This is a genomic window from Commensalibacter sp. M0268 (genome assembly GCF_016101925.1).
Taxonomy (GTDB): domain Bacteria; phylum Pseudomonadota; class Alphaproteobacteria; order Acetobacterales; family Acetobacteraceae; genus Commensalibacter; species Commensalibacter melissae.
Genome location: NZ_JACFPQ010000001.1, coordinates 682,932 through 704,614, shown reverse-complemented (window position 1 = coordinate 704,614; position 21,683 = coordinate 682,932). Strand labels below are relative to the sequence as shown.

The window sequence follows — 21,683 nt, the reverse complement described above, 5'->3', positions numbered from 1 at the left end:
CTTTAAACTTTCATTAAATTTTCAAAGAAGGACTTGGACGCAGCTTTCATTCTTGCAATTGTAATCATGGCACCTGATGGCATGACAAGGCTATCCCCACCAGTATACCCTATTAATCTTGCAGCAACACCCTGTTCTTTTGCTTTTGATATAATTAAATCGGCATCAGAAGTCATGACAATATAACGTCCCTGATCTTCACCAAACCAATAGGCTTCTGGTCGCATACCACTTTCAGGAACATCAAGCGTGCAACCGGTATTTCCTGCCATTGCCATTTCAGCAATTGAAATAAGAAGACCACCATCAGATACATCATGACAAGCTGCAACTAGTCCCTGGTTAATAATGGTGCGAACAAAATCACCATTGAGACGTTCGATATTTAAATCAACAGGTGGTGGGTAACCTGCCTCTTGTCCCATAATTTCCCTGAGCCATAGCGTTTGACCCAAATGACCTTCCGTCTTACCGATTAGAACAAGTTTGTAATTTTTCTGTAAAGCGCTACCCACTGATTTTGAAACATCTTCAATAACACCTAAACCACCAATGGCAGGTGTGGGCAATACCGATACATTTTCATTTTGTGCATTACGTGTTTCATTGTAAAGTGAAACATTTCCACTGACAACAGGAAAATCTAGTGCGTTACAGGCATCTTTCATACCTTCAATAGCAGCAATAATCTGTCCCATTATTTCAGGTTTTTCCGGATTACCAAAATTTAAATTATCGGTTATTGCCAGTGGTTTGGCACCTACTGCGGTAATGTTGCGCCATGCTTCGGCAACAGCCTGCGCTCCACCCTGATAGGCATCGGCTTGACAGTAACGAGGTGTACAGTCTGTTGTTAACGCAAGACCTAAATGATGACCATCAACCTTTACCACCGCTGCATCACCTTGTCCTGGACGATAGACTGTCTGACCACCAATCGTGCTGTCATATTGATCCCATATCCAGGAACGGGATGCCAAATCGGCACAACCCAGCAACTTTATGACGGATTTTTCAATATCGATAGTAATATTTAAAGGCGCGATAGGTTGTGGTGCAGGATAATTGGAGGATGGTCGTTTATAAAGTGGTGCCTTATCAGCCAGGGGTGCAAGGGGAATATCAGCTTCTGTCTGATTATGATGTTTGATAACAATACGTCCCGTATCCGTCAGATATCCAATAATGGCAAAATCCAACTCCCATTTTTCGAAAATTTGCTTGGCAATCTCCGTTCGATCTGAACGCAAGACCATAAGCATTCTTTCCTGACTTTCGGAAAGCATCATTTCATATGCTGTCATCTGGTCTTCACGTTGCGGAACGTGATCCAAATCCAGCTCAATACCGACACCACCCTTTCCGGCCATTTCCACAGCCGATGAGGTCAGACCAGCAGCGCCCATATCTTGGATGGCAACAATGGCATCCGTTGCCATTAATTCTAGACAAGCCTCAATCAGCAATTTTTCAACAAATGGATCTCCAACCTGGACGGTAGGTCGCCTTGATGCTGAATCCTCATCAAATTCCGCAGAAGCCATTGTTGCCCCATGAATGCCATCACGACCCGTTTTGGAACCAACATAAATTACAGGGTTACCTACTCCAGCTGCAGCTGATAAAAATATACGGTCTTTTCTTGCAATTCCAACCGTCATTGCATTGACAAGCGGATTGCCGTTATAACTTTCATGAAAATTGACTTCTCCACCGACCGTAGGAACACCTACACAATTTCCATATCCTCCAATACCCCGAATCACTCCATCCACAATATGACGAGTCTGGGGGTTATCGGGGCTACCAAATCGTAAAGCGTTCAGGTTGGCAATCGGTCGTGCACCCATGGTAAACACATCACGCAAGATACCACCAACACCTGTTGCCGCACCTTGATAAGGTTCAATAAAAGAGGGATGATTATGGCTTTCCATTTTAAAAACTGCCGCCAAACCCTCGCCAATATCGACAACACCAGCATTCTCACCTGGACCGTGAATAACCCATGGAGCTTTTGTCGGAAGATTTCTTAACCATGCACGGGAAGATTTATAAGAGCAATGTTCTGACCACATGACCGAAAAAATACCCAATTCGGTCAGGCTGGGTGTACGCCCCATGATAGACAAGACTTTTTGATATTCATCAGCAGATAAACCGAACTGTTTTGCCAAAGCTTCATTTACAACCAATTTTTGTATCTTACTCATCAAGCCAAGGTCTCCATAATACCCTGGAATAAAGGTTTTCCATCTTCACTTCCCATTAAGGGATTCACCATATCTTCAGGGTGAGGCATCATTCCACAGATTCTTCCATTCAAACTTACAATACCAGCTATGGCATTAATGCTGCCATTTGGGTTTAACTGTCTATCTTCCGGATTTACAATTCCATTTGCTGAGCTATATCTGAAGGCAATCTGTCCCTCTCCTTCAAGCTGTCTTAAGGTTTCTGAATCACAAAAATAATTTCCATCTCCATGCGCAGTTGCTGTCTTGAAAACATCACCTTTATTCCACCCGCATGTAAAAGCGGTATCATTTCGTTCAATCTTTAAATGACAATCACGAGATAAAAATCTCAGGCTTGCATTCGGTAGCAAAGCACCGGGAAGTAATTTGGCCTCTGTCAAAATCTGAAAACCATTACAAATTCCAAGAATATATCCCCCTTTATTCGCAAAATCACAGATTTCTCTCATTATTGGTGAATGCGCCGCCATTGCACCACAACGCAAATAATCCCCATAACTAAATCCACCAGGCAAAACGATCATATCCAAAGAAGGTAAAGTTGTTTCACGATGCCAAACGATAACGGGAGTTACACCCGTTACCTGTTCAAAGGCAATCACAACATCTCGCTCACGATTGGTACCTGGAAAAACAACGATACCTATTTTCATTACCTTACCCCAACAGATGCGTTTTTACATGGATAAGATTCATGCAAAGCACTAAAGACAGTCGCTCCTGCTGGCTGGTTCAATTGATCTGGATGTGCCTTCATATAATCAATAACTTTTTGACGCATTTCATTGCCAGATACGGAAGGATCAATGCAAAAACCGGCCGGTGCCTTGGGATCGCCTTCATTTTTGGCATAGACTTTTGAAAATGCGACAGAATCAGCAATACCGCTAATATAAATATTACATGCCCTAACCGTCTGTGATTTTTGACATAATTGCAGAAAATCGGCAGCTTTAACTTTACTCACTCTTTGCGCCTGCACTGTTGTATTTGCGCAAGCCATTAACAAAGCGATACCGGATACAGTAAATAATATTTTCTTACCTATACTCATGATAAAACCTCGACTTCAAAATCTTCGATAACATTATTGGCCAATAAATTTTGAGCCATTTCTGTTGCCTTTTTTTTGGCTTCACTTACTGACATTTCAGATAATTCAAGATCAACTACACGTCCAACGCGTACATCTTTTACTTCATTAAAAGACAGATTATGCAATGCATGGTTAATCGCCTTACCTTGTGGATCGAGCACACCCTGTTTCAACTGAATAATCAAACGTAATTTCATTCCATATGCTCCGGATTGCTACTTTCTATAACCTCAAAATTTTTTTCAGGAATAATTTTCAATCGCCTGGCGATTTCCTGATAGGCTTCTTCCACTTTACCAAGATCACGACGGAAGCGATCCTTGTCAAGTTTTTCACCACTTGCCATATCCCAAAAACGACAATTATCAGGTGAGATTTCATCTGCCAAAACGATATGAAATTCATCATCTTTCCATAAACGTCCATATTCAAGTTTGAAATCGATCAGCTTGATTCCGATACCCGCGAACAATCCTCTGAGAAAATCATTGATACGTAAAGTATAACTTACGATTTCATCCATTTCCTGCAAGGTCGCCCAATTGAATGTTGTAATATGATCTTCCAAAACCAGTGGGTCATTCAGTTCATCATTTTTCAAATAATATTCGACAATGGGACGGGGAAGTTTTTTCCCCTCATCCAATCCCAGACGTTTGACAATACTACCCGCCGCAACATTTCTGACCACAATTTCCAAGGGAATGATCTCAACAGATTTTACCAGTTGTTCCCGCATATTCAAACGACGGATAAAATGGGTAGGTATATTAATTTCAGCAAGCTGCAACATCAAATATTCGCTTATGCGATTATTCAATACACCCTTCCCCGTGATTGTACCCTTTTTTGCACCGTTACCAGCCGTTGCATCATCTTTAAAATATTGAACAATTGTTCCAGGTTCAGGTCCTTCGTAAAGAATTTTTGCCTTACCTTCATAAATTTTTCGCCGACGGGTCATCATGTCCCTTAATTTTACAATGTGATTAAAATAAATTGAAATAATAAGTACTTGAAATGCAAGCAAATATTATATGAACTTAAATCTATAATATTGCGAGAATTACTGGATTTACAAGCTCTTTTATTCAAGAACGTTTATTCTGGTACAGGCCCGGTTTCACCAAAAACATTAGCATAAATATAATCAAGATTTTTTGTATGCATACTGCCATCCATGGCTTTATCCAGAACTTCAGGACTGATTTTTCCCATGATTTCTGGATCATTTTCCAGATTTTCCCTGAATGTTTTTCCATCTGCTGTATTCAATTTTGTCCAGGTAGCCATGGCACACCGTTGAACGATACGATAGGCCGCCTCTCGTGATAAACCTGCCTTGGCCAATACCAGCAATACCTCACCAGAATGAACAACACCGCCAAGACTTTCAAGATTTGCCTTCATTTGGTCAGGATAAACAACCAGTTTTTCCATAACTCCTGCCAATCTATTCAAGGCAAAATCAAGAGTTACGGTTCCATCAGGACAAATCATTCTTTCCACTGAAGAATGACTGATATCTCTTTCATGCCACAATGCTACATTTTCAAGTGCTGGTATAACATGTGATCTTACAATTCTTGCCAATCCTGTTAAATTTTCTGATAAAATGGGATTGCGTTTATGAGGCATTGCGGAAGACCCTTTTTGATCAGGATGGAAATATTCTTCCGCCTCACGCACTTCAGAGCGTTGCAAATGTCTTATCTCGATTGCTAGACGTTCAATAGAACTTGCAATAATAGCCAAGGTTGAAAAAAAGGCAGCATGCCGATCTCGAGGAATAACCTGTGTTGACACGAGTTCCTTTTGCAGTCCCAAATGTTCGGCGACATAAGCCTCGATCCTTGGATCAATATGCGCATAGGTACCAACTGCACCAGATATGGCGCAAATGGCAATTTCCTTACGGGCAACGGTCAAACGTTCCTTGTTCCGTTTAAACTCCGCATAATATCCAGCCAATTTCAAACCAAAGGTTAGTGGTTCGGCATGTATCCCATGACTTCGACCAATGGTCATGGTATATTTATGGTCATAAGCCTGCTTCTTTAAAGCTTCAAGAACTCGGTCAAGATCTTTTATCAAAAGGTCAGCAGCTTGTGTCAACTGAACAGAGAGACATGTATCCAACACATCAGAAGATGTCATTCCCAAGTGAACAAAACGACTATCCTCCCCTATTTTTCCTGCCAACCATGTTAAAAAAGCGATAACATCATGACGAACCTTGGCTTCGATTGCATCAATAGCCTGGACATCCTCTTTATTGAATGTGGCCATTGCGTGATCCCCATTCTGTCGAATTTTTTTTGCTGAATCCGCCGGGATATACCCATAATTCGACATTGCTTCACAAGCCAAAGCTTCAATTTCAAACCAAATACGATAACGATTCTCAGCATCCCATATAGAAGTCATTTCAGGACGGCTATAACGTGGAATCATTCTCTGGTTTCCTTTCTTCTTTCCGATAGCTTAAAAAAAGTTTATATCATAGATTTTATATAATTCGTCCAGCCTTATTTTGAATAAAATTAAGTTAAATCATCATGAAAGTAATTAATTCCCGATGCTTGATTATATCCTTTCCATTTTTATCGGTCTTATTCGGATAATCCTGCTTGATATAACGCTTGCAGCAGATAATGCCATCGCAATCGGTCTGGCGGTGAATGGATTACCCGAAAGTCAGAAAAAGAAAGCAATATTCTGGGGATTGGGAGCGGCCGCAATTATCCGGATAATGTTTGCTCTTGTTGTACAGTATCTCCTAAAGATCCCCGGACTGAATTTGATCGGTGGTTTCCTTCTTTTATGGGTCTGCTGGGAAATAGTTGATGGAATAAGAAATTCCAATCATGATAAACACAATATCACCCCACCGATTCATAATACTTTAAAAAAATCCATAAGAAGTATCATTATTGCAGATATTTCAATGAGTCTCGATAATGTTTTAGGTGTTGCAGGTGCTGCAGGAAACAATTTATGGTTAATGGCGGGAGGAATTTTCCTGTCCGTTACTTTGATGGGAATGGCAGCTTCCTATATCGCAAAATTATTGAACCGTTATAAATGGCTTGCATGGATCGGTGCATTGGTTATTTTAAGTGTTGCTATCGAACTTATCTATAAAGGTGGTGTGCAGCTATACAATCTATTGGGTTAAATTTTAGACTTATAAGGATAATTTTAATGAGTTTTTTGATTAATAACAAAAATAAAATACCTTTCATTTCAATTTTAACTTTTATATCCTTATCATCTATTGGCTGCAGCCAGAGTCATTCAGTGCAAACAAGATCCAGTCATGTCTCTCCTTCACAAAAACTGGCCGTTTCTTTATCTCACGAAACCGGCAAAAATCTCAAAATAAACGATAAGATCAATCTATACTTACAATTACTTCAGACAAATGACTTTTCAGCAACAACCTATGCTGATTTCATAACCAACAATCCGACATGGCCCAATCAAAATGTTCTCTTAGATCGTATGCAAAAGCAACTTTTGAATGAGACAGATAAAAATGCCGTTTCAAACATTTGTAAAACCCAATCCATAAAAAAGGCATCTGCTCTTAAATTTTGTGCACAACAAACTGAGGTTAAACCTGAATTAATTCAAAAAGCTCGATCAGCATGGATATTCTCCATCAATTTACCTGCTGATGAACAAGATATTTTATCTGCTTATAAACAATATTTCACCAAACAAGACAATTGGAACCGATTTGATAGGCTGGAAAACGCGGGTTTAACACTTGCAGCGTCCCGTCAGGTTAAGTATCTTACCTCCGAACAAAGCAATTTGGCTTTGGCACGTCTTGCGTTTAGAAAAAAACAACTAGATGCGGAAAATTACCTAAGTAAACTTTCAAAATCCGATTTAAATGATACAAGTTTAATATACAATCGTCTAAGATGGTTACGGTTACAGAACCGCAAAGAAGAAGCCTTGAAATATTGGCGGTTTACAGGATTAAATGAAGAATTGAAATCAAACCAAAAACGTTTTTGGTTAGAGCGAAACAATCTTATTCGTGAATTTTTGAAAAATAATAATATTAAACAGGCGGCTTCATTAATTACGGATGCCTGTTGCAATCCATCCTCATGTCAACAAGATGAAATATTCTTGGGGGGGTGGATACAATTAAGAAAACTGAATAATGCTTTAAAATCAATAGATTATTTTAAAAAATTAATTCAATCCAATAACATATCAATTAAGTCTCGTGGATATTATTGGCTTGGACGTGCCTATCAAGCAAATAATAATAACAATGAGGCAAACCAGGCATGGAAGGCGGCCTCTAAATATCCGGTTACATTCTATGGACAGCTTTCCATTGCTCAACTACACCATTTGAATGTTCAGAATTTACTATTAAATCCAAATTCCCTACAAAAAATTCTTCAAACATATCTTACCAATATCAAGGAAGCTTCCTCTTCCAATTCTCAATATATTTTTTTTAAAAACAATGAGTTAATACAAGCGGCTCAAATTTTGATTGAACAGGGTGATTATAATCATGCCCGTCCTTTTTTAGCAGCCTATAACAAATTACATTTTGATATTGCAAATCAGATCATTAATGCAAATTATGCCAATCAGATACATTTACCGGACAATGCTGTAACCATATCTCGTCAAGCAGCAGCAAAAGGTTACATATTTTTGAAAAATGGCTGGCCAAGACCTTATGAATCACTTGCAAACGAAGGATTGCCACCGGGTTTATCCTTGGCAATTATGCGCCAAGAAAGTAGCTTTAATCCAGTTATTGTTAGTCGTGCCCATGCATATGGTCTTATGCAGCTTCTTCCCTCAACCGCTCGTGAATTGTGTCATCAGAAAAAAATACCCCTCAATATGGGTAACCCTGGCAATCTTATTGTTGCTGACAACAATATTCGTTTGGGTACCGCCTATCTAGCAAAACTGATGGAAAGATTTGATAATAATCTCATTTTCACAATCGCGAGTTATAACGCTGGACCCAACCGTGTGAAAAACTGGTTAAATTCATCAGAAAATAATTCAGTACAAACTTATACTGATATGATAGATTGGATTGAAATGATTCCATATACCGAAACAAGAAATTATGTTCAGCATGTAATGGAAAATCTAATGATTTACCAAACCAATATAAATAAATAGAGCCTCTTAGTTTATCAATGAAGGGAATTTGTTTATGAATATGACATTATTGAAAAATAAATGTGATAAGCTTTGTCAGGATATCGCTTTGCTATCACAAAAATTTCCTTTAAAAATTGTCACAGCTGAAAGTTGTACAGCTGGCCTGATTTGTTCAAGTCTCACCAATTTAGCAGGTTCTTCGCACTATATTGAGGGTGGACTGATCACCTACTCCAATGAAATGAAAAAAAATATTCTGGACGTTTCAGAAAACAGCCTAAACCAATTTGGTGCAGTCAGTGAACAAGTTGCCAAAGAAATGGTTCATGGAGCATTAAAAAAAACACCCAATGCCAATTGTGCTGTTTCAGTAACGGGTATTGCAGGTCCAGATGGTGGTTCTTTTAATAAACCTGTAGGGTTGGTCTGGATAGCGTTTAAACAATCAGATCATCAGCCTGTTGTGCAAAAAAACAATTTTTACGGTAATCGAGATGAAATTCGATTACAGGCCACCATAAACGCTTTGGTATTAATTAAAAAACATTTTACTTGGGTATAGATTTTTTATTTCTTATATCAGCAGATCATTTTAAAAAGATCTGCTGACAAACCAATTTTATATAAAATTAATTTGCAGGAGGCATATTATTTGGATTGACTGCACCCTGCGCATTCGCGGGTCCAACAGGTGCCCCCATTGTAGGAGGTGCCGAAGCGTTAACTGGTCCATTTACAGAGGGAGAGGACTGCATAGGAGGTTGTCCCACAACAGGTGTTGAGGGTTGTTGACCCGCTGGACTTTGTGGAGCAAGTACACCAGTGTTGGGATCACGATTTACTGATTGTGCAGTCTGCAAGCTACGGGCATTCAAATCACGCGTGGCTTGATTTTGGCTGTCTTTATCTTGATTATAGGCAGAATGATGATGTCTCGATTTATGAGACTTACCATGTCTTACTTTATGATTGGCAACATGAGAAGCACGATGACCATGCGTTGCCGCCATTGTTGTAGCAGGTAAAGCGAAGGCAAAAGCAGCAGCCATTAGAGATAATTTAAATGTAGAATTCATGATTCTATCCTTTAATATATATAATCAACATTTTAATTTTTATTTTTAGTTAATAAAAATCAGTTCATGTTTATTTGTGTTATTAGTCACAATTTCATTATACTTTATTATCATTTAAATAGCTACAATCAGGAAAGTAAATAATCCCTCATTATGGGCTTAAACTGGCATCCATAATAAAAAATTATTATGCTGTTGCATAGATATCATCGGCACGCTTGATAAAAGCGGAAACCATTTTTTGGACCGCTTCATGAAAGATCAATCCCATAGCTTTTTGCATTAGCTTTGACTTGAACTCGAAATCGACAAAAAAATCAATTGTGCACCCTCTTTCATCGGGTAGGAAAACCCAATGATTACTTAAATATTTCAAGGGACCCCGATCATAGGTCACTTCAATCTTATCAGGACGATATAACTCAACACGACTACCAAATACCTCGGTAAAAGGTCCAAAACCGACTTTTAAATCAGCGAGTAAAAGTTCACTATCCTTATATCGAATATACGCTCCGTTACACCAAGGCAAAAATTCTGGGTATAAATCAACCGCGGCAACCAGATCAAACATTTGTTCGGGTGTATGGTTAATTAAACGTTGTTCGGTATGCGTAGGCATCGATCATCACTCCAGAATATTTTATTATATACACAACAGCTTAATGCAATGCATACCGTTTACGTTTCAATACCGTAAAATCTGCATCGGCATGATAGGATGAACGTGTTAAAGGAGAAGCGCTTACCATTAAGAAACCTTTTGATTTAGCCAATTTTTCCAATTCTTTAAATTCATCAGGATGAACATATTCCACAACAGGTGCATGTTTGGAAGAGGGTTGTAAATATTGACCCAACGTTAAAAAATCTACCTCAGCACATCTTAAATCATCCATAACCTGAATGATTTCTTCCTTTGTTTCTCCCAGACCAAGCATTAACCCCGATTTTGTGAATATGGACGGATTCAGTATTTTTGCCTCATGCAAAATTCTCATTGATTGAAAATAACGGGCGCCTGGACGAATGGATGGATATAAACGTGGAACCGTTTCCATATTATGGTTGAAAACATCGGGTTTGGCTGCGCTGATAACAGCCAACGCCCCATCTTTTCTAAGAAAATCAGGTGTCAGCACCTCAATTGTAACAGTTGAAGAAATATTTCTTATAGCCTTGATAACATTTGCAAAATGGGAGGCCCCACCATCTTTTAAATCATCACGATCAACAGATGTAATTACAACATGACGCAATTTTAATTTTTGAACCATATCAGCAATTTTTGATGGTTCATCATGATCAATTGGGTCAGGTTTTCCCGTTGCAACATTACAGAACTTACATGCTCTTGTGCAAATGCTTCCCAAAATCATTACTGTTGCGTGACCCTCTGACCAGCATTCACCAATATTTGGACAAGCAGCCTCTGCACAAACGGTATTTAGTTGATAATTCTGAAGCAAGGTATCCGTTTCATTAAAACTGGAACTATGTTTAATCCTTGTTTTAATCCACGCCGGTTTAGGAAGTTTCGCAATATTCTCACCAGATAAAACTGTCTGATGACGAACTACAATACGTTTTACAGTCATTTTAGATCATATTCCCGATTGTAAAAAACAGATACGCAAAACAACATAAAACAATTTTATTTAATTCCTAATAGATTTCTGGCCGCTGCCCCTGCATTTTTTTGTGATAATAGGCTTTCACCCACCAATACTGCACCAGCTCCAACTTTCTGGACAGCCTGAATATCCTCAAACGTTTTTAATCCACTTTCTGAAACAATAATACGGTCAGGAGGAACCAATGGAGCAAGATGTTGAGTTATCGATATATCCGTTTTAAGGGTTTTCAAATTTCTATTATTGATGCCAATAAGAGAAACATCCAATGCCAGCGCCCTGTTCAATTCTTCCCTGTCATGTACTTCTACAAGCACATCCAGCTCCAAACATGTAGCCAATTCCAGTAAGGCGGCCGCTTCCTTATCTTTTAGTGCGGCCATGATCAATAAGATGCAATCTGCTTCAATCACGCGACTTTCGTAAACTTGATAAGGTTCAAGAATAAAATCTTTACGTAGAACAGGAAGGGAACAAGCATCTCTTGCAATTTTGAGATCCTCATTATTTCCATGAAAATATGCATTTTCTGTCAAAACGGATAAACAACAAGCTCCTGCATTTTCATATTGAACCGCGATCATCGCCGGATCATAGTCAGGACGAATAATTCCTGCAGATGGAGACGCTTTTTTACATTCAGCAATTAATCCAATCTGTTTTTTTGCCACCTGGTCTTTTATTATTTTAGCAAAACCGCGAGTTGGCGTATTTTTATTTTTTGCTTCTCGAATAATATCCTTGAAGGATTTTATTTCCGCCCTTTTTGCAACTTCGGCCCTTGTTCTTGCACAAATTCGCTCCAATACATCAGAGGGATGATTTTCAGATTGCAAAATGGCATTCAAAACGGAATTGGATTTTTCTTCGTCATTCATGATATTGTCTAATTAAAAATGGTTTTCATTTTGTATGGCCCGAAGAACTGATAAAGCCTTACCGCTATCGATCGCTTCAGACGCTTGGTTTATAAGTCTCTTCAAGATACAAGGATCAATTTCACCATGTGAATTTATCAAAGAATAACCTTTTACAATATGTAGCGCAATAGCGGTATTTATCAAGACTGTGTCACGATAGGCACCTTTTTCACCATAAAGAAGATCCAGCAATGCCTTCGCATTTTCGGAAGGTGTTCCACCCTGTATCTCTGTAAGTGGGGTATATCTCAGACCGGCCGCTTCCATAGTGGATAATGTTAAATCAACCGGGACAATCCTGTTATTTTCCAGGGCCAGTATCGTTGATGGTCCTGCCAACGTAATTTCATCAACACCGTGTTCGGATTTATTGGGATCAATAAACCCATGAACAGCCCATACCCGTTTTGAACCCAGTTTTTGCAAGACCTTGATTAGAGGATACAACCATTTTTCATGATATACCCCAATCATTTGATATGAAACATTTGCCGGATTGGATAAAGGACCCAGTAAATTAAATATAGTCCGAATTCCAAGTTCTTTACGTACGATATTAATTTCTTTAAGAGCCGGATGATGAATAAAGGCCGATAAAAAAGCCAATTTATTATCACGCAAATTATTTTCAATAACTTCAAAATCATCCTCTGGCATAATACCCAGAGCAGATAGTACATCAACACCACCACTTTTGGATGACTGTGCCCGATTTCCATGTTTGGCAACCGGTATTCCAAGAGCGGCCAGAACAAAACTGACAGCAGTAGAAATATTCAAAGTGCTACGTCCATCTCCGCCTGTTCCACATACATCAATTGTTTCATCATCAATCAGTTTTATGGACAGCATGCGTTGACGCATTGATTGAACAGCCCCTAAAAGCTCTTCAACCGTTTCACCCCGCATTCGTAATATTATTAAAAAAGCCGCTATTTGAGCATTTGGAACATTACCAGAAAATATATGCTCGAAAATTTCATAGGACTTTTCCGTAGAAAACTTTTGTCCTTGTAAGGCTTGTTGTAAAATATGTGTAAAAGACAAAGTTAAATCCTGTTTTTCAATGACTTTTTTTCATTCCATTCATTTGATAAAAAAAGGAAGTTTTTCAATAAATCATGACCTTGTTCAGAAGCAATGCTTTCTGGATGAAATTGCACACCATATAAAGGAAATCTTTTATGTTGCAAAGCCATTAAAATATGATCGTCGGTGAATGCCGTTAAATTAAAATCATCAGAAAGACTTTCCGTTTCAATAATTAAAGAATGATAACGAGTTACCTTTAGGGGATTGTGCAAACTCTTAAATATTCCTTTTTCATCATGTTTGATTTTAGAAATTTTTCCATGCATGGGATTTGTCTTGATAATTTTGGCTCCAAATGCCTGCCCAATAGCCTGATGTCCAAGACAAACACCCAAAATGGGGATTTTTGATGCGGCACTTTTAATCAATTCACAACATATCCCTGCATCAGAAGGTGTACAAGGGCCAGGTGAGATAACAATTGCCTCGGGTTTTAATGATATGGCTTCACTTACAGAGATTGAATCATTTCTGTAAACCTGACAGTCACATCCCAAATCACCAAGATATTGGACGAGATTATATGTAAAACTGTCATAATTATCGATAAGTAAAATCATGATTTCTTCGAATTCCAAAAATTTGATTAAAGCATATGACTAATTTGCTTTTTTAGAAAAATTCTTGTTGGTAAACGTATAACGCCAAGCCTCTTCAGCGGCACGAAATAATGCTTTTGCCTTATGTTTTGTCTCTTGGTATTCCGCTTCCGGATCGCTGTCAGCAACCACCCCACACCCTGCTTGAACATACATGTGCTGATCCTTAATGAGAGCTGTTCGCAATCCTATACAGGTATCCATACTTCCATCCGCTCCAAAATAGCCAATACATCCGGCATAGGTTGTTCTGCGTGTTGGTTCTACCTCATCAAGAATTTCCATCGCTCTTATTTTGGGTGCTCCCGTCAATGTTCCAGCTGGAAAACCGGCAATCAAAGCATCCAGAGCGGTTAGCCCTTTACGCAATTTCCCTTCAACATTTGATGAAATATGCATTACATGGCTAAATCGTTCAATAACAAATTTTTCTGTTACTTTTACACTTCCAATTTCACTGACACGCCCAACATCATTCCGACCCAAATCAATCAGCATAAGATGTTCGGCCAATTCTTTTTTATCAGCCAACAATTCTTTTTCTAACTTGAGGTCTTCTTCATAATTTTTACCTCTTGGACGAGTACCCGCCAAGGGGCGAACCGTTACTTTTCCACCTCTTAACCTGACAAGAATCTCAGGTGACGAGCCAACCAGGGCAAAATTTTCAAGTTGAAGACAAAACAAGAAAGGTGCCGGATTGATTCGTCTTAACGCACGATATAATGATACTGGTGATAAAGCAAAAGGAACAGAAAAGCGTTGACTGGGGACAACCTGAAAGACATCACCATCATAAATATATTTTTTGATATTTTGAACAATATCCCTAAACTGATCTTTGGTTAATGTTGATTGCGGTTTTGGTAATGTTAATGGATTGATATTCGAAATTTTTTGCTCTAAAGGAAAAGGCTCAGCCAATGCTTCTTGAATTTTTTGCAAGTTTTTTTTTGCCTGAAATTCTGTTTTGTCTGACGTATCCCTTAGAGGTGCCGCCAAAATCAGTTCGTCCTTAACGGCATCAAAAATTGCAAAAACAGAAGGTCTGATCATGATTCCTTCAGGCAAATGAAGATCATTGGCCGGAGGATTGGGCAGATCTTCCATCTGTCTGACCATATCATATCCCAAATATCCAAAGATCCCACCAACCATGGGTGGAATATCCATATCAATTTCTAATTGGCTTTCAGAAATCAATGCACGCAGAGATTCCAGAGGCTTTTTATTTTCCTTAATGTAATTTTTCGCACTGTCTAATGGATTTCGATTAATATAGGCAATTCCATCTATAGATTTCCATATCAAATCGGGAAATAAACCGATAATGGAATAACGTGCTTTGTTTATTCCTCCTTGCACGCTTTCCAACAAAAAAATATTGGTCAGATTCTTTCCAACCAATTCGGATAATCTTAAAAACGCAGCAACAGGGGTCAGTAAATCAGCTGATTTAATTGAATATATTACTGTTTTTTGTTGATTAATCTGAAAATCTTCATTCAACACGAAATTTTAATCCCTTTTGAGTTAATGGCTCAGCTGATCAATTAACGCATCAAGCGCTTTTTTATTGATTGTGGGTTTACTTGATTGTTCTAATGATATTGCATAACTAGCCTCAATATCGGTTTGTAAAGACTGAACTAATTTATCTTTCAAAATTTGGTAGTTGTTCTGATCATTTTTCGATTGCGGTGTTTCAATCAAATTCAAACTTGCCACCACAAAACCATCATTTGATTTAATCATAGTGACATCACCAAGTTTCATTGAAAAAGCTGCATTCTGCAATACTGGCGATAGATTCTGGGCTGGCTTTTGTCTAGTAAATCCCTGACTTAACTGTAAGGGAAAACCTGACTTTACTTCTTCAAGTTTCTTTTTCTGAACAAAAACAGCTTTATATATGTCTGTAGCGGCAATATTTGCCTGATGATAAATATCTGCATTTTGCCAGGCTTTTATAACCTTGTTTTTTGCTTTATCATAAGATTCCTCATGAGCAGGCAATATATCCTCATTTAAAAATGCATAATATGAATTATTTCCGCCATCTATCACAGAAGGAAAGGTATTTTTGGCAGTTGAGAAAATTTTGGTCAACATATTCTGTCTGAATTTTCCACTTGCTGGTATAGGTGCCTGTTCTCCATTAAGGGTCAATCCCTGTTCATTAATTGTTCCTTCCACTGCATCAGCACCTATATCAGATGTAATTTTATCAAGACTACTTCCTTCTGCCAAAATGTTCTGTAATTTGGAAACACGACTTCCCAATTCCTGTTTGGCTTGTTCATTTGCAATTTCAGCTTTCAATTGTGATTTGGCCTGTTCAAAACTAACAATTTTGGAAGGTAGTATCCGGGTTACTTTAACTACCGACCAACCTAAAGTTGTTTTGAATGGTTCTGTCACTGTTTCAGGATTTGCATTGAAAACCTCATTACCCAGTTCGGGCAGAGGAATTGCCGTTTTTTCTAGACCTGTCATTTCCAAAGCCGTTCCTTGATTATTATGCGCATACTCCTGTATTTTTTCCCAGTTGTTTTGATGACGCCAATATACAGATGCTGTCTGCGCCTGACTTTGCTGGTTAAAAGTCAAGACTTGAAAACTTCTGGCTTCAGAATGAACAAATTGCTTTTTCTTGTATTCATAGGCTTGATGTAAACTTTTATCATCAATCTCCAGACTTTTGGCTATTGTATCAGGCGATAGAATGACAATTTTTACCCTTCTATATTCAGGAATTTTAAATTCCCATAAGTGATTGTCATAATAACGCTTCAATATTTCTTCCTTTGGCGTTTCTCCTGAATGAAAATGACTATATGGCACTGAAACAAAGGATAATTTTCGCGTCTGATTCAAAAATTGATAATAGGGCTGCACAAAACTATCAGAAACTTTAACCCCCGATACAATTGGATCAATCATGTTTTGAATGGATATTTGATCCCGAACCATGGAAAGAAAATATTTTTCGGATATATTTGCCGCTTTTAACTGCAAATTGAATTTATCACGATCAAATTTTCCGTCTGTTTGATATTCAGGCATATTCCAGATTGTATCTCTAATCACCGTATCAGGAACATTAAGCCCCAATGAATGAGCGTTATTAATCAAAATATTTTGCAAAATCAGCTGCTGCAACGTTTGATTAATTGTCATATTTTTAACTATGGGTGGAATTTGGGAAATATCTGAATATCCCTCTTTCATAGCCTCTCGGTATATTTGCTTTTGGGAAAGGTTATCCAATTCCATTACAGAAATTTTTCTATCACCAACCTTGGCAACAACATTAGGATCACCATTAAGGCCATTGTTCCAGACATTCATGAATATGTCACTGACGCCCCATCCAACAAATACAATAAATATGAGTGCGACGAGAATTCGCCCAAACCAGGAATCAATAAATAAATGCCTTAACCGAGATAACATGTGATATAACCCAACCGCGTTATTTTAATTGATAATGAATCATTCTATAATTGATAAGACCAAACTGATCCACAAAAACATTTGAAAATATTATTCATAAACAGCTTTAAAAAACATCCTTTCATAACATATCCACATTATATACTATAAGCTTTATATCTTATCTATCCTGATTATCAAACATTACCTTATTCAAAGGAGTATATTAAAATGAGCAGCCCGATTATTATTGGTAATTGGAAAATGAACGGATTAACCCAAGAGGCAAAACATATTGTTTCAACCTTGCTTACCTATGCAACAAATCATCAGAATTTTGCAAAGACAGTCGTGTGCCCACCGTTCACCCAGTTACAACTTGTTAAAGAAATGATCAAAAGCAGCCCTTTTGAACTTGGTGCTCAGGATTGCCATTTTGAAGATAAAGGTGCACATACGGGTGATATTTCCCCTGCCATGTTACAGGATATTGGAGTGAAATACGTTATTTTGGGTCATTCTGAGCGGAGAAAAGATCATCAGGAGAGTGATCAACTGGTTTTAAAAAAAACAATCGCTGCACAAAACAAAGGGCTATTACCTGTTGTATGTATCGGTGAAACCAAACAAGAGCGAGAAACAAACCAACAAGAAAAAATTGTAGAGGCACAGTTAAAAGGTTCCCTACCTCAAGATTTTAATGGGTTAGTCGCTTATGAACCTATTTGGGCCATTGGTACCGGATTAACAGCCAATAATGATCAGATTTCTGAAATGATTCAATTCATTCGCAAAAAACTTGTTGCTCAATATGGAGAAAATGGTAAAAAAATATCTATATTATATGGGGGTTCTGTAAAACCTGGTAATGTTAGGGATATTTATGCCACTCCTGAACTGGGCGGTGTTCTAGTTGGAGGTGTCAGCATTGTTCCTGATGATTTCATAAAATTAATTGACATAGCTCAAGAATTTATTAGGTCTTAATCATTATTATCCCTATCGATTGTGAAAGTAAATATACACCATGATGACTGCTCTATTAATTTTGCATATAATCGTAACCTTTGCACTGATCGGAATTGTTTTAATTCAAAGAAGTGAAGGTGGAGGATTAGGTATTGGAACCAGTCAAGGCATGGGGGCATTTATGACCGGTCGAGGAACAACCAATCTTTTGACTCGCACTACAGCGATTCTTGCAGCAATTTTTATGATCTTATGCATTACAATGGCTGTTATGAACAAGGGGGCTTCGACCAAAACAAATGATATACTTGCACAACCAGTGCCCAATGAAAAAAACATTCCCCAAAAATAGTTTTTCCCTTAATTACTTCAACTCTTATAAAAGCTACTCCGTGTAAAGAAAGCTGCATGACACGATATATATTCATTACTGGTGGTGTTGTATCCTCATTAGGCAAAGGCATTGCCTCTGCCGCTTTGGCAAGTTTATTGCAATCTCGTGGTTATTCTGTCCGACTGAGAAAACTTGATCCCTATTTGAATGTGGATCCGGGTACCATGAGCCCTTACCAACATGGGGAAGTGTTTGTTACGGATGATGGAGCTGAAACCGACCTGGATTTGGGTCATTACGAACGTTTTACAGGAGTCAATGCAACTAAAAATGATAATGCAACAACGGGTCGTATTTATTCTGATGTAATCATGCGCGAAAGACGTGGAGACTATCTAGGCGCAACCGTTCAGGTAATTCCCCATATTACTAATGCGATCAAGTCCGTTATCCTTAACAATTCTGGAGATGTGGATTTCATGTTGGTTGAAATTGGGGGAACAGTCGGTGATATTGAAAGTCTTCCTTTTCTTGAAGCCATACGACAATTAAAAAATGAACTCGGAACAGATCATACATTATTCATTCATCTCACTCTTGTACCATGGATTGCTTCAGCGGGTGAGCTTAAGACAAAACCTACCCAGCATTCTGTCAAAGAATTGCAGAATGTTGGAATACAACCCCAAATTTTATTATGTCGTTGCGATCGCCCTATTCCCAAAAATGAACGACAAAAAATTGCGAATTTTTGTAATGTAAAACCTGAAGCTGTCGTCCCCGCCTTAAACGTTGACACTATTTATGACTGTCCAATTGCCTATCATAAAGAAGGACTTGATACGGAAGTGTTGAAACATTTCAATTTACCATATCAAACTGAACCTGATTTGAGCAAATGGCAGGAAATTGTCGATGCCATTCGTCATCCTCGTTCAGAGGTTAATGTTGCAATCGTGGGTAAATATACTGCCTTGCTCGATAGTTACAAATCCCTCATTGAAGCGTTAATTCACGGTGGAATTGCCAATAAGGTTAAAGTCAATTTGCAATGGATTGAAGCCCAAAAACTTGAAACAATGGATAATCTTTCCGGATTTTTTGAAAATGCAAATGCCATTCTGGTTCCTGGTGGATTTGGTGAACGTGGCAGCGAAGGCAAAATCAAGGCCATACAATATGCAAGGGAGCATAATATCCCTTTCCTTGGTATTTGCTTTGGAATGCAAATGGCGGTTATTGAATGTGCCCGTAATCTGGCAAATCTTACAAATGCTTCCTCTTCTGAATTTGGACCAACGGATGAACCTCTTATTGGTATTTTAACTGAATGGATTGATGCTGATCAGGTCAAACATCGATATTCAGGAAATAATATGGGAGGCACAATGCGTTTGGGATCTTATCAAGCTGTTTTGACCCCAAATTCAAAAGTTGCCGAAATCTATGGAGATGTCAAGATTCAAGAACGGCATCGTCATCGTTATGAAGTTAACATTCATTACAAAGATCAACTTGAAAAAACCGGCCTTAGATTTTCAGGACTTTCTCCGGATGGTGTTTTGCCAGAAATCGTAGAATATACCGACCATCCCTGGTTTATTGCAGTACAGTATCATCCCGAACTCAAATCCAAGCCATTTTCACCTCATCCTCTTTTTTCAAGCTTTATTAAAGCTGCAACAGAACAGGCCATTCCAAAATGATTCTGAATAAATCAGTCAATGTTCAATCCCTGACACTTGCAAATAATTTGCCTTTCATATTAATTGCGGGTCCTTGTCAAATTGAATCTCTAGATCATGCACTTGAAACGGCTGGTATTTTAAAAAATATTTGTCGGGAATTAAATATTGGGCTGGTTTATAAAAGTTCTTTTGATAAAGCTAATCGCACCAGTATTGAAACGAAAAGAGGGCTAGGAATGGATAAGGGTCTATCCATTCTTGAAGAGGTAAAGTCAAAGTTGAAAATTCCTGTTTTGACTGATATTCATCTACCAGAACAATGTGCGGAAGTGGCATCAGTTGTAGATATATTGCAAATACCTGCTTTTTTATGCAGACAAACGGATTTGTTGATAGCTGCAGCGAAAACTGGAAAAGTTGTCAACGTCAAAAAAGGTCAGTTTCTTGCACCATGGGACATGAAAAATGTAGCCCAAAAAATAGCATCTACAGGCAATGAAAATATTTTGCTATGCGATCGTGGCACATCTTTTGGATATAACACGCTGGTTAACGATATGCGGGGATTGCCTATAATGGCGCAAACAGGCTATCCAGTTATATTTGACGCTACCCATTCTGTTCAGCAACCCGGTGGAATGGGAGGATCATCTGGTGGTCAGAGAGAATTTGTTCCATATTTATCCAGAGCCGCTGTTGCTGTGGGAGTTGCAGGTCTGTTTATTGAAACGCATGAGAATCCAGATCAGGCCCCGAGCGATGGACCAAACATGTTACATTTAAAAGATGTTGCCCCATTAATGAAAACCTTGATTAAAATTGATCAAATTGTTAAATCAGACGGGCAATAAAAGCGCTTATCAAACAAACTTCAATCATGATTGTCAATATCCAGCGAATTGAATAATATCCACCTGGCAACTCGCTGGAAAGATAAATTTTTTTCTCATAAGAGAATAATAGCATATAACTTGATATCAAAAGAAAAATTGCGATCAGATCATATTTATAAATTGTCAGTACAATTGTTATTTCACCTATAATGCAGGGTGATATGGCCAGCAACATTCTTTTTTTATTTATTTCCTCACTCTCTGATTGCAAATAGAGAATTGGTTTTTGCATTGCAAGTATCCAGTTTATTCCCCCAGTGAAAGACAAAAGAATTACCGCATAACTGACAAAAGAAATTATCAGATTTTGAATTGAAACAGAAGCAGGATAAAATAGAATGAAAATTGTCATTAAGAACAAGGGTAAAGGCGACAGTATTCCTGTAATAAAAAATATAAAGGGAATACGATTCATAGATTTCTCCATAATGATCAATTATTTTTTTTAAAATTAGCTGAATATTGTAAATAGCTGGCAATTTGACCATTTCTTGATTATACTTGGTAATGTTTAACAAAATGTCCAATA

Annotated in this window: 22 protein-coding genes; 7 read left to right on the top strand and 15 right to left on the bottom strand. The window is 38.1% G+C overall.

Annotated elements, in window-relative coordinates; translation table 11 throughout:
• Positions 1 to 2 precede the first annotated feature (2 nt).
• From purL to purB, 6 genes are all read right to left on the bottom strand, one after another.
• Complete coding sequence (gene purL / locus H3R28_RS03190) at positions 3 to 2,213, bottom strand: phosphoribosylformylglycinamidine synthase subunit PurL (protein ID WP_198208824.1); 2,211 nt, start codon at positions 2,211 to 2,213, stop codon at positions 3 to 5.
• Positions 2,213 to 2,911 carry a phosphoribosylformylglycinamidine synthase subunit PurQ gene (gene purQ / locus H3R28_RS03185; RefSeq protein ID WP_155566818.1) on the bottom strand — a complete coding sequence of 233 codons (699 nt, stop codon included), beginning with the start codon at positions 2,909 to 2,911 and terminating at the stop codon, positions 2,213 to 2,215. The genes purL and purQ overlap by 1 nt, the downstream gene beginning before the upstream one ends.
• Positions 2,911 to 3,312, bottom strand: a complete 402-nt coding sequence (locus H3R28_RS03180; RefSeq protein ID WP_110438010.1) for a Rap1a/Tai family immunity protein — start codon at positions 3,310 to 3,312, stop codon at positions 2,911 to 2,913. The genes purQ and H3R28_RS03180 overlap by 1 nt, the downstream gene beginning before the upstream one ends.
• Positions 3,309 to 3,551 carry a phosphoribosylformylglycinamidine synthase subunit PurS gene (purS, locus tag H3R28_RS03175; protein WP_155565471.1) on the bottom strand — a complete coding sequence of 81 codons (243 nt, stop codon included), beginning with the start codon at positions 3,549 to 3,551 and terminating at the stop codon, positions 3,309 to 3,311. The genes H3R28_RS03180 and purS overlap by 4 nt, the downstream gene beginning before the upstream one ends.
• A complete protein-coding gene (gene purC, locus H3R28_RS03170; RefSeq protein WP_198197647.1) occupies positions 3,548 to 4,318 on the bottom strand; it encodes a phosphoribosylaminoimidazolesuccinocarboxamide synthase in 771 nt (256 codons plus the stop codon). Before purC ends, purS begins: the two co-directional genes overlap by 4 nt.
• Before the next feature lie 137 nt (positions 4,319 to 4,455).
• Positions 4,456 to 5,808: an adenylosuccinate lyase gene (gene purB, locus H3R28_RS03165; protein WP_198208825.1), complete on the bottom strand. Its 1,353-nt coding sequence runs from the start codon at positions 5,806 to 5,808 to the stop codon at positions 4,456 to 4,458.
• A gap of 124 nt (positions 5,809 to 5,932) precedes the next feature.
• Here purB and H3R28_RS03160 point away from each other — a divergent pair, with 124 nt between their 5' ends.
• Genes H3R28_RS03160 through H3R28_RS03150 form a run of 3 tightly spaced genes read left to right on the top strand, consistent with a single transcriptional unit; the run spans position 5,933 to position 9,076 of the window.
• Positions 5,933 to 6,532 (top strand): YjbE family putative metal transport protein, encoded by a 600-nt coding sequence (locus H3R28_RS03160; protein WP_155568122.1) that lies wholly within the window; start codon positions 5,933 to 5,935, stop codon positions 6,530 to 6,532.
• A 26-nt stretch (positions 6,533 to 6,558) separates the two neighbouring features.
• On the top strand, positions 6,559 to 8,532 hold the full coding sequence (locus H3R28_RS03155; protein ID WP_198208826.1) for a lytic transglycosylase domain-containing protein: 1,974 nt from the start codon (positions 6,559 to 6,561) through the stop codon (positions 8,530 to 8,532).
• A gap of 34 nt (positions 8,533 to 8,566) precedes the next feature.
• Entirely contained in the window at positions 8,567 to 9,076 is a 510-nt protein-coding gene (locus H3R28_RS03150; protein WP_122123598.1) for a CinA family protein, read from the top strand.
• A 67-nt stretch (positions 9,077 to 9,143) separates the two neighbouring features.
• On the opposite strand, the gene H3R28_RS03145 is transcribed toward H3R28_RS03150, so the two are convergent.
• The 8 genes from H3R28_RS03145 to H3R28_RS03110 all read right to left on the bottom strand — a co-directional run bounded on the left by H3R28_RS03145 (position 9,144) and on the right by H3R28_RS03110 (position 17,291).
• Complete coding sequence (locus H3R28_RS03145; protein WP_198208827.1) at positions 9,144 to 9,590, bottom strand: hypothetical protein; 447 nt, start codon at positions 9,588 to 9,590, stop codon at positions 9,144 to 9,146.
• A 187-nt stretch (positions 9,591 to 9,777) separates the two neighbouring features.
• Positions 9,778 to 10,212, bottom strand: a complete 435-nt coding sequence (locus tag H3R28_RS03140) for a type II toxin-antitoxin system RatA family toxin (RefSeq protein WP_122123600.1) — start codon at positions 10,210 to 10,212, stop codon at positions 9,778 to 9,780.
• A gap of 40 nt (positions 10,213 to 10,252) precedes the next feature.
• Positions 10,253 to 11,188, bottom strand: coding sequence for a lipoyl synthase (lipA, locus tag H3R28_RS03135; RefSeq protein WP_155580427.1), 936 nt, complete (start codon positions 11,186 to 11,188; stop codon positions 10,253 to 10,255).
• A 56-nt stretch (positions 11,189 to 11,244) separates the two neighbouring features.
• A complete protein-coding gene (trpC, locus tag H3R28_RS03130; RefSeq protein ID WP_122123602.1) occupies positions 11,245 to 12,102 on the bottom strand; it encodes an indole-3-glycerol phosphate synthase TrpC in 858 nt (285 codons plus the stop codon).
• A gap of 12 nt (positions 12,103 to 12,114) precedes the next feature.
• On the bottom strand, positions 12,115 to 13,191 hold the full coding sequence (gene trpD / locus H3R28_RS03125; RefSeq protein ID WP_198208828.1) for an anthranilate phosphoribosyltransferase: 1,077 nt from the start codon (positions 13,189 to 13,191) through the stop codon (positions 12,115 to 12,117).
• 2 nt (positions 13,192 to 13,193) lie between these two features.
• Positions 13,194 to 13,796 carry an aminodeoxychorismate/anthranilate synthase component II gene (locus H3R28_RS03120; protein ID WP_198208830.1) on the bottom strand — a complete coding sequence of 201 codons (603 nt, stop codon included), beginning with the start codon at positions 13,794 to 13,796 and terminating at the stop codon, positions 13,194 to 13,196.
• Between the two features lie 39 nt (positions 13,797 to 13,835).
• Positions 13,836 to 15,347, bottom strand: coding sequence for an anthranilate synthase component I (gene trpE, locus H3R28_RS03115; protein ID WP_198208832.1), 1,512 nt, complete (start codon positions 15,345 to 15,347; stop codon positions 13,836 to 13,838).
• A 21-nt stretch (positions 15,348 to 15,368) separates the two neighbouring features.
• Positions 15,369 to 17,291, bottom strand: a complete 1,923-nt coding sequence (locus H3R28_RS03110; RefSeq protein ID WP_198208834.1) for a peptidylprolyl isomerase — start codon at positions 17,289 to 17,291, stop codon at positions 15,369 to 15,371.
• A 210-nt stretch (positions 17,292 to 17,501) separates the two neighbouring features.
• Here H3R28_RS03110 and tpiA point away from each other — a divergent pair, with 210 nt between their 5' ends.
• Genes tpiA through kdsA form a run of 4 tightly spaced genes read left to right on the top strand, consistent with a single transcriptional unit; the run spans position 17,502 to position 21,112 of the window.
• On the top strand, positions 17,502 to 18,257 hold the full coding sequence (gene tpiA, locus H3R28_RS03105; RefSeq protein WP_198208836.1) for a triose-phosphate isomerase: 756 nt from the start codon (positions 17,502 to 17,504) through the stop codon (positions 18,255 to 18,257).
• Between the two features lie 40 nt (positions 18,258 to 18,297).
• Positions 18,298 to 18,591 carry a preprotein translocase subunit SecG gene (gene secG / locus H3R28_RS03100; protein ID WP_155580432.1) on the top strand — a complete coding sequence of 98 codons (294 nt, stop codon included), beginning with the start codon at positions 18,298 to 18,300 and terminating at the stop codon, positions 18,589 to 18,591.
• Between the two features lie 56 nt (positions 18,592 to 18,647).
• Entirely contained in the window at positions 18,648 to 20,279 is a 1,632-nt protein-coding gene (locus tag H3R28_RS03095) for a CTP synthase (RefSeq protein WP_198193154.1), read from the top strand.
• Positions 20,276 to 21,112 (top strand): 3-deoxy-8-phosphooctulonate synthase, encoded by an 837-nt coding sequence (kdsA, locus tag H3R28_RS03090; protein ID WP_198208838.1) that lies wholly within the window; start codon positions 20,276 to 20,278, stop codon positions 21,110 to 21,112. Before H3R28_RS03095 ends, kdsA begins: the two co-directional genes overlap by 4 nt.
• Here the strand turns inward: kdsA and H3R28_RS03085 are convergent.
• On the bottom strand, positions 21,093 to 21,569 hold the full coding sequence (locus H3R28_RS03085; protein ID WP_198208840.1) for a DUF3429 domain-containing protein: 477 nt from the start codon (positions 21,567 to 21,569) through the stop codon (positions 21,093 to 21,095). The two genes, kdsA and H3R28_RS03085, sit on opposite strands and share 20 nt — an antisense overlap.
• Between the last annotated feature and the right edge of the window lie 114 nt (positions 21,570 to 21,683).

Bases quoted from the DNA above. Each gene is read 5' to 3' on its own strand.
- purL (WP_198208824.1), bottom strand. From the start codon at position 2,213: ATGAGTAAGATACAAAAATTGGTTGTAAATGAAGCTTTGGCAAAACAG.
- purQ (WP_155566818.1), bottom strand. From the start codon at position 2,911: ATGAAAATAGGTATCGTTGTTTTTCCAGGTACCAATCGTGAGCGAGAT.
- H3R28_RS03180 (WP_110438010.1), bottom strand. From the start codon at position 3,312: ATGAGTATAGGTAAGAAAATATTATTTACTGTATCCGGTATCGCTTTG.
- purS (WP_155565471.1), bottom strand. From the start codon at position 3,551: ATGAAATTACGTTTGATTATTCAGTTGAAACAGGGTGTGCTCGATCCA.
- purC (WP_198197647.1), bottom strand. From the start codon at position 4,318: ATGACCCGTCGGCGAAAAATTTATGAAGGTAAGGCAAAAATTCTTTAC.
- purB (WP_198208825.1), bottom strand. From the start codon at position 5,808: ATGATTCCACGTTATAGCCGTCCTGAAATGACTTCTATATGGGATGCT.
- H3R28_RS03160 (WP_155568122.1), top strand. From the start codon at position 5,933: ATGCTTGATTATATCCTTTCCATTTTTATCGGTCTTATTCGGATAATC.
- H3R28_RS03155 (WP_198208826.1), top strand. From the start codon at position 6,559: ATGAGTTTTTTGATTAATAACAAAAATAAAATACCTTTCATTTCAATT.
- H3R28_RS03150 (WP_122123598.1), top strand. From the start codon at position 8,567: ATGAATATGACATTATTGAAAAATAAATGTGATAAGCTTTGTCAGGAT.
- H3R28_RS03145 (WP_198208827.1), bottom strand. From the start codon at position 9,590: ATGAATTCTACATTTAAATTATCTCTAATGGCTGCTGCTTTTGCCTTC.
- H3R28_RS03140 (WP_122123600.1), bottom strand. From the start codon at position 10,212: ATGCCTACGCATACCGAACAACGTTTAATTAACCATACACCCGAACAA.
- lipA (WP_155580427.1), bottom strand. From the start codon at position 11,188: ATGACTGTAAAACGTATTGTAGTTCGTCATCAGACAGTTTTATCTGGT.
- trpC (WP_122123602.1), bottom strand. From the start codon at position 12,102: ATGAATGACGAAGAAAAATCCAATTCCGTTTTGAATGCCATTTTGCAA.
- H3R28_RS03120 (WP_198208830.1), bottom strand. From the start codon at position 13,796: ATGATTTTACTTATCGATAATTATGACAGTTTTACATATAATCTCGTC.
- H3R28_RS03110 (WP_198208834.1), bottom strand. From the start codon at position 17,291: ATGTTATCTCGGTTAAGGCATTTATTTATTGATTCCTGGTTTGGGCGA.
- tpiA (WP_198208836.1), top strand. From the start codon at position 17,502: ATGAGCAGCCCGATTATTATTGGTAATTGGAAAATGAACGGATTAACC.
- secG (WP_155580432.1), top strand. From the start codon at position 18,298: ATGATGACTGCTCTATTAATTTTGCATATAATCGTAACCTTTGCACTG.
- H3R28_RS03095 (WP_198193154.1), top strand. From the start codon at position 18,648: ATGACACGATATATATTCATTACTGGTGGTGTTGTATCCTCATTAGGC.
- kdsA (WP_198208838.1), top strand. From the start codon at position 20,276: ATGATTCTGAATAAATCAGTCAATGTTCAATCCCTGACACTTGCAAAT.
- H3R28_RS03085 (WP_198208840.1), bottom strand. From the start codon at position 21,569: ATGAATCGTATTCCCTTTATATTTTTTATTACAGGAATACTGTCGCCT.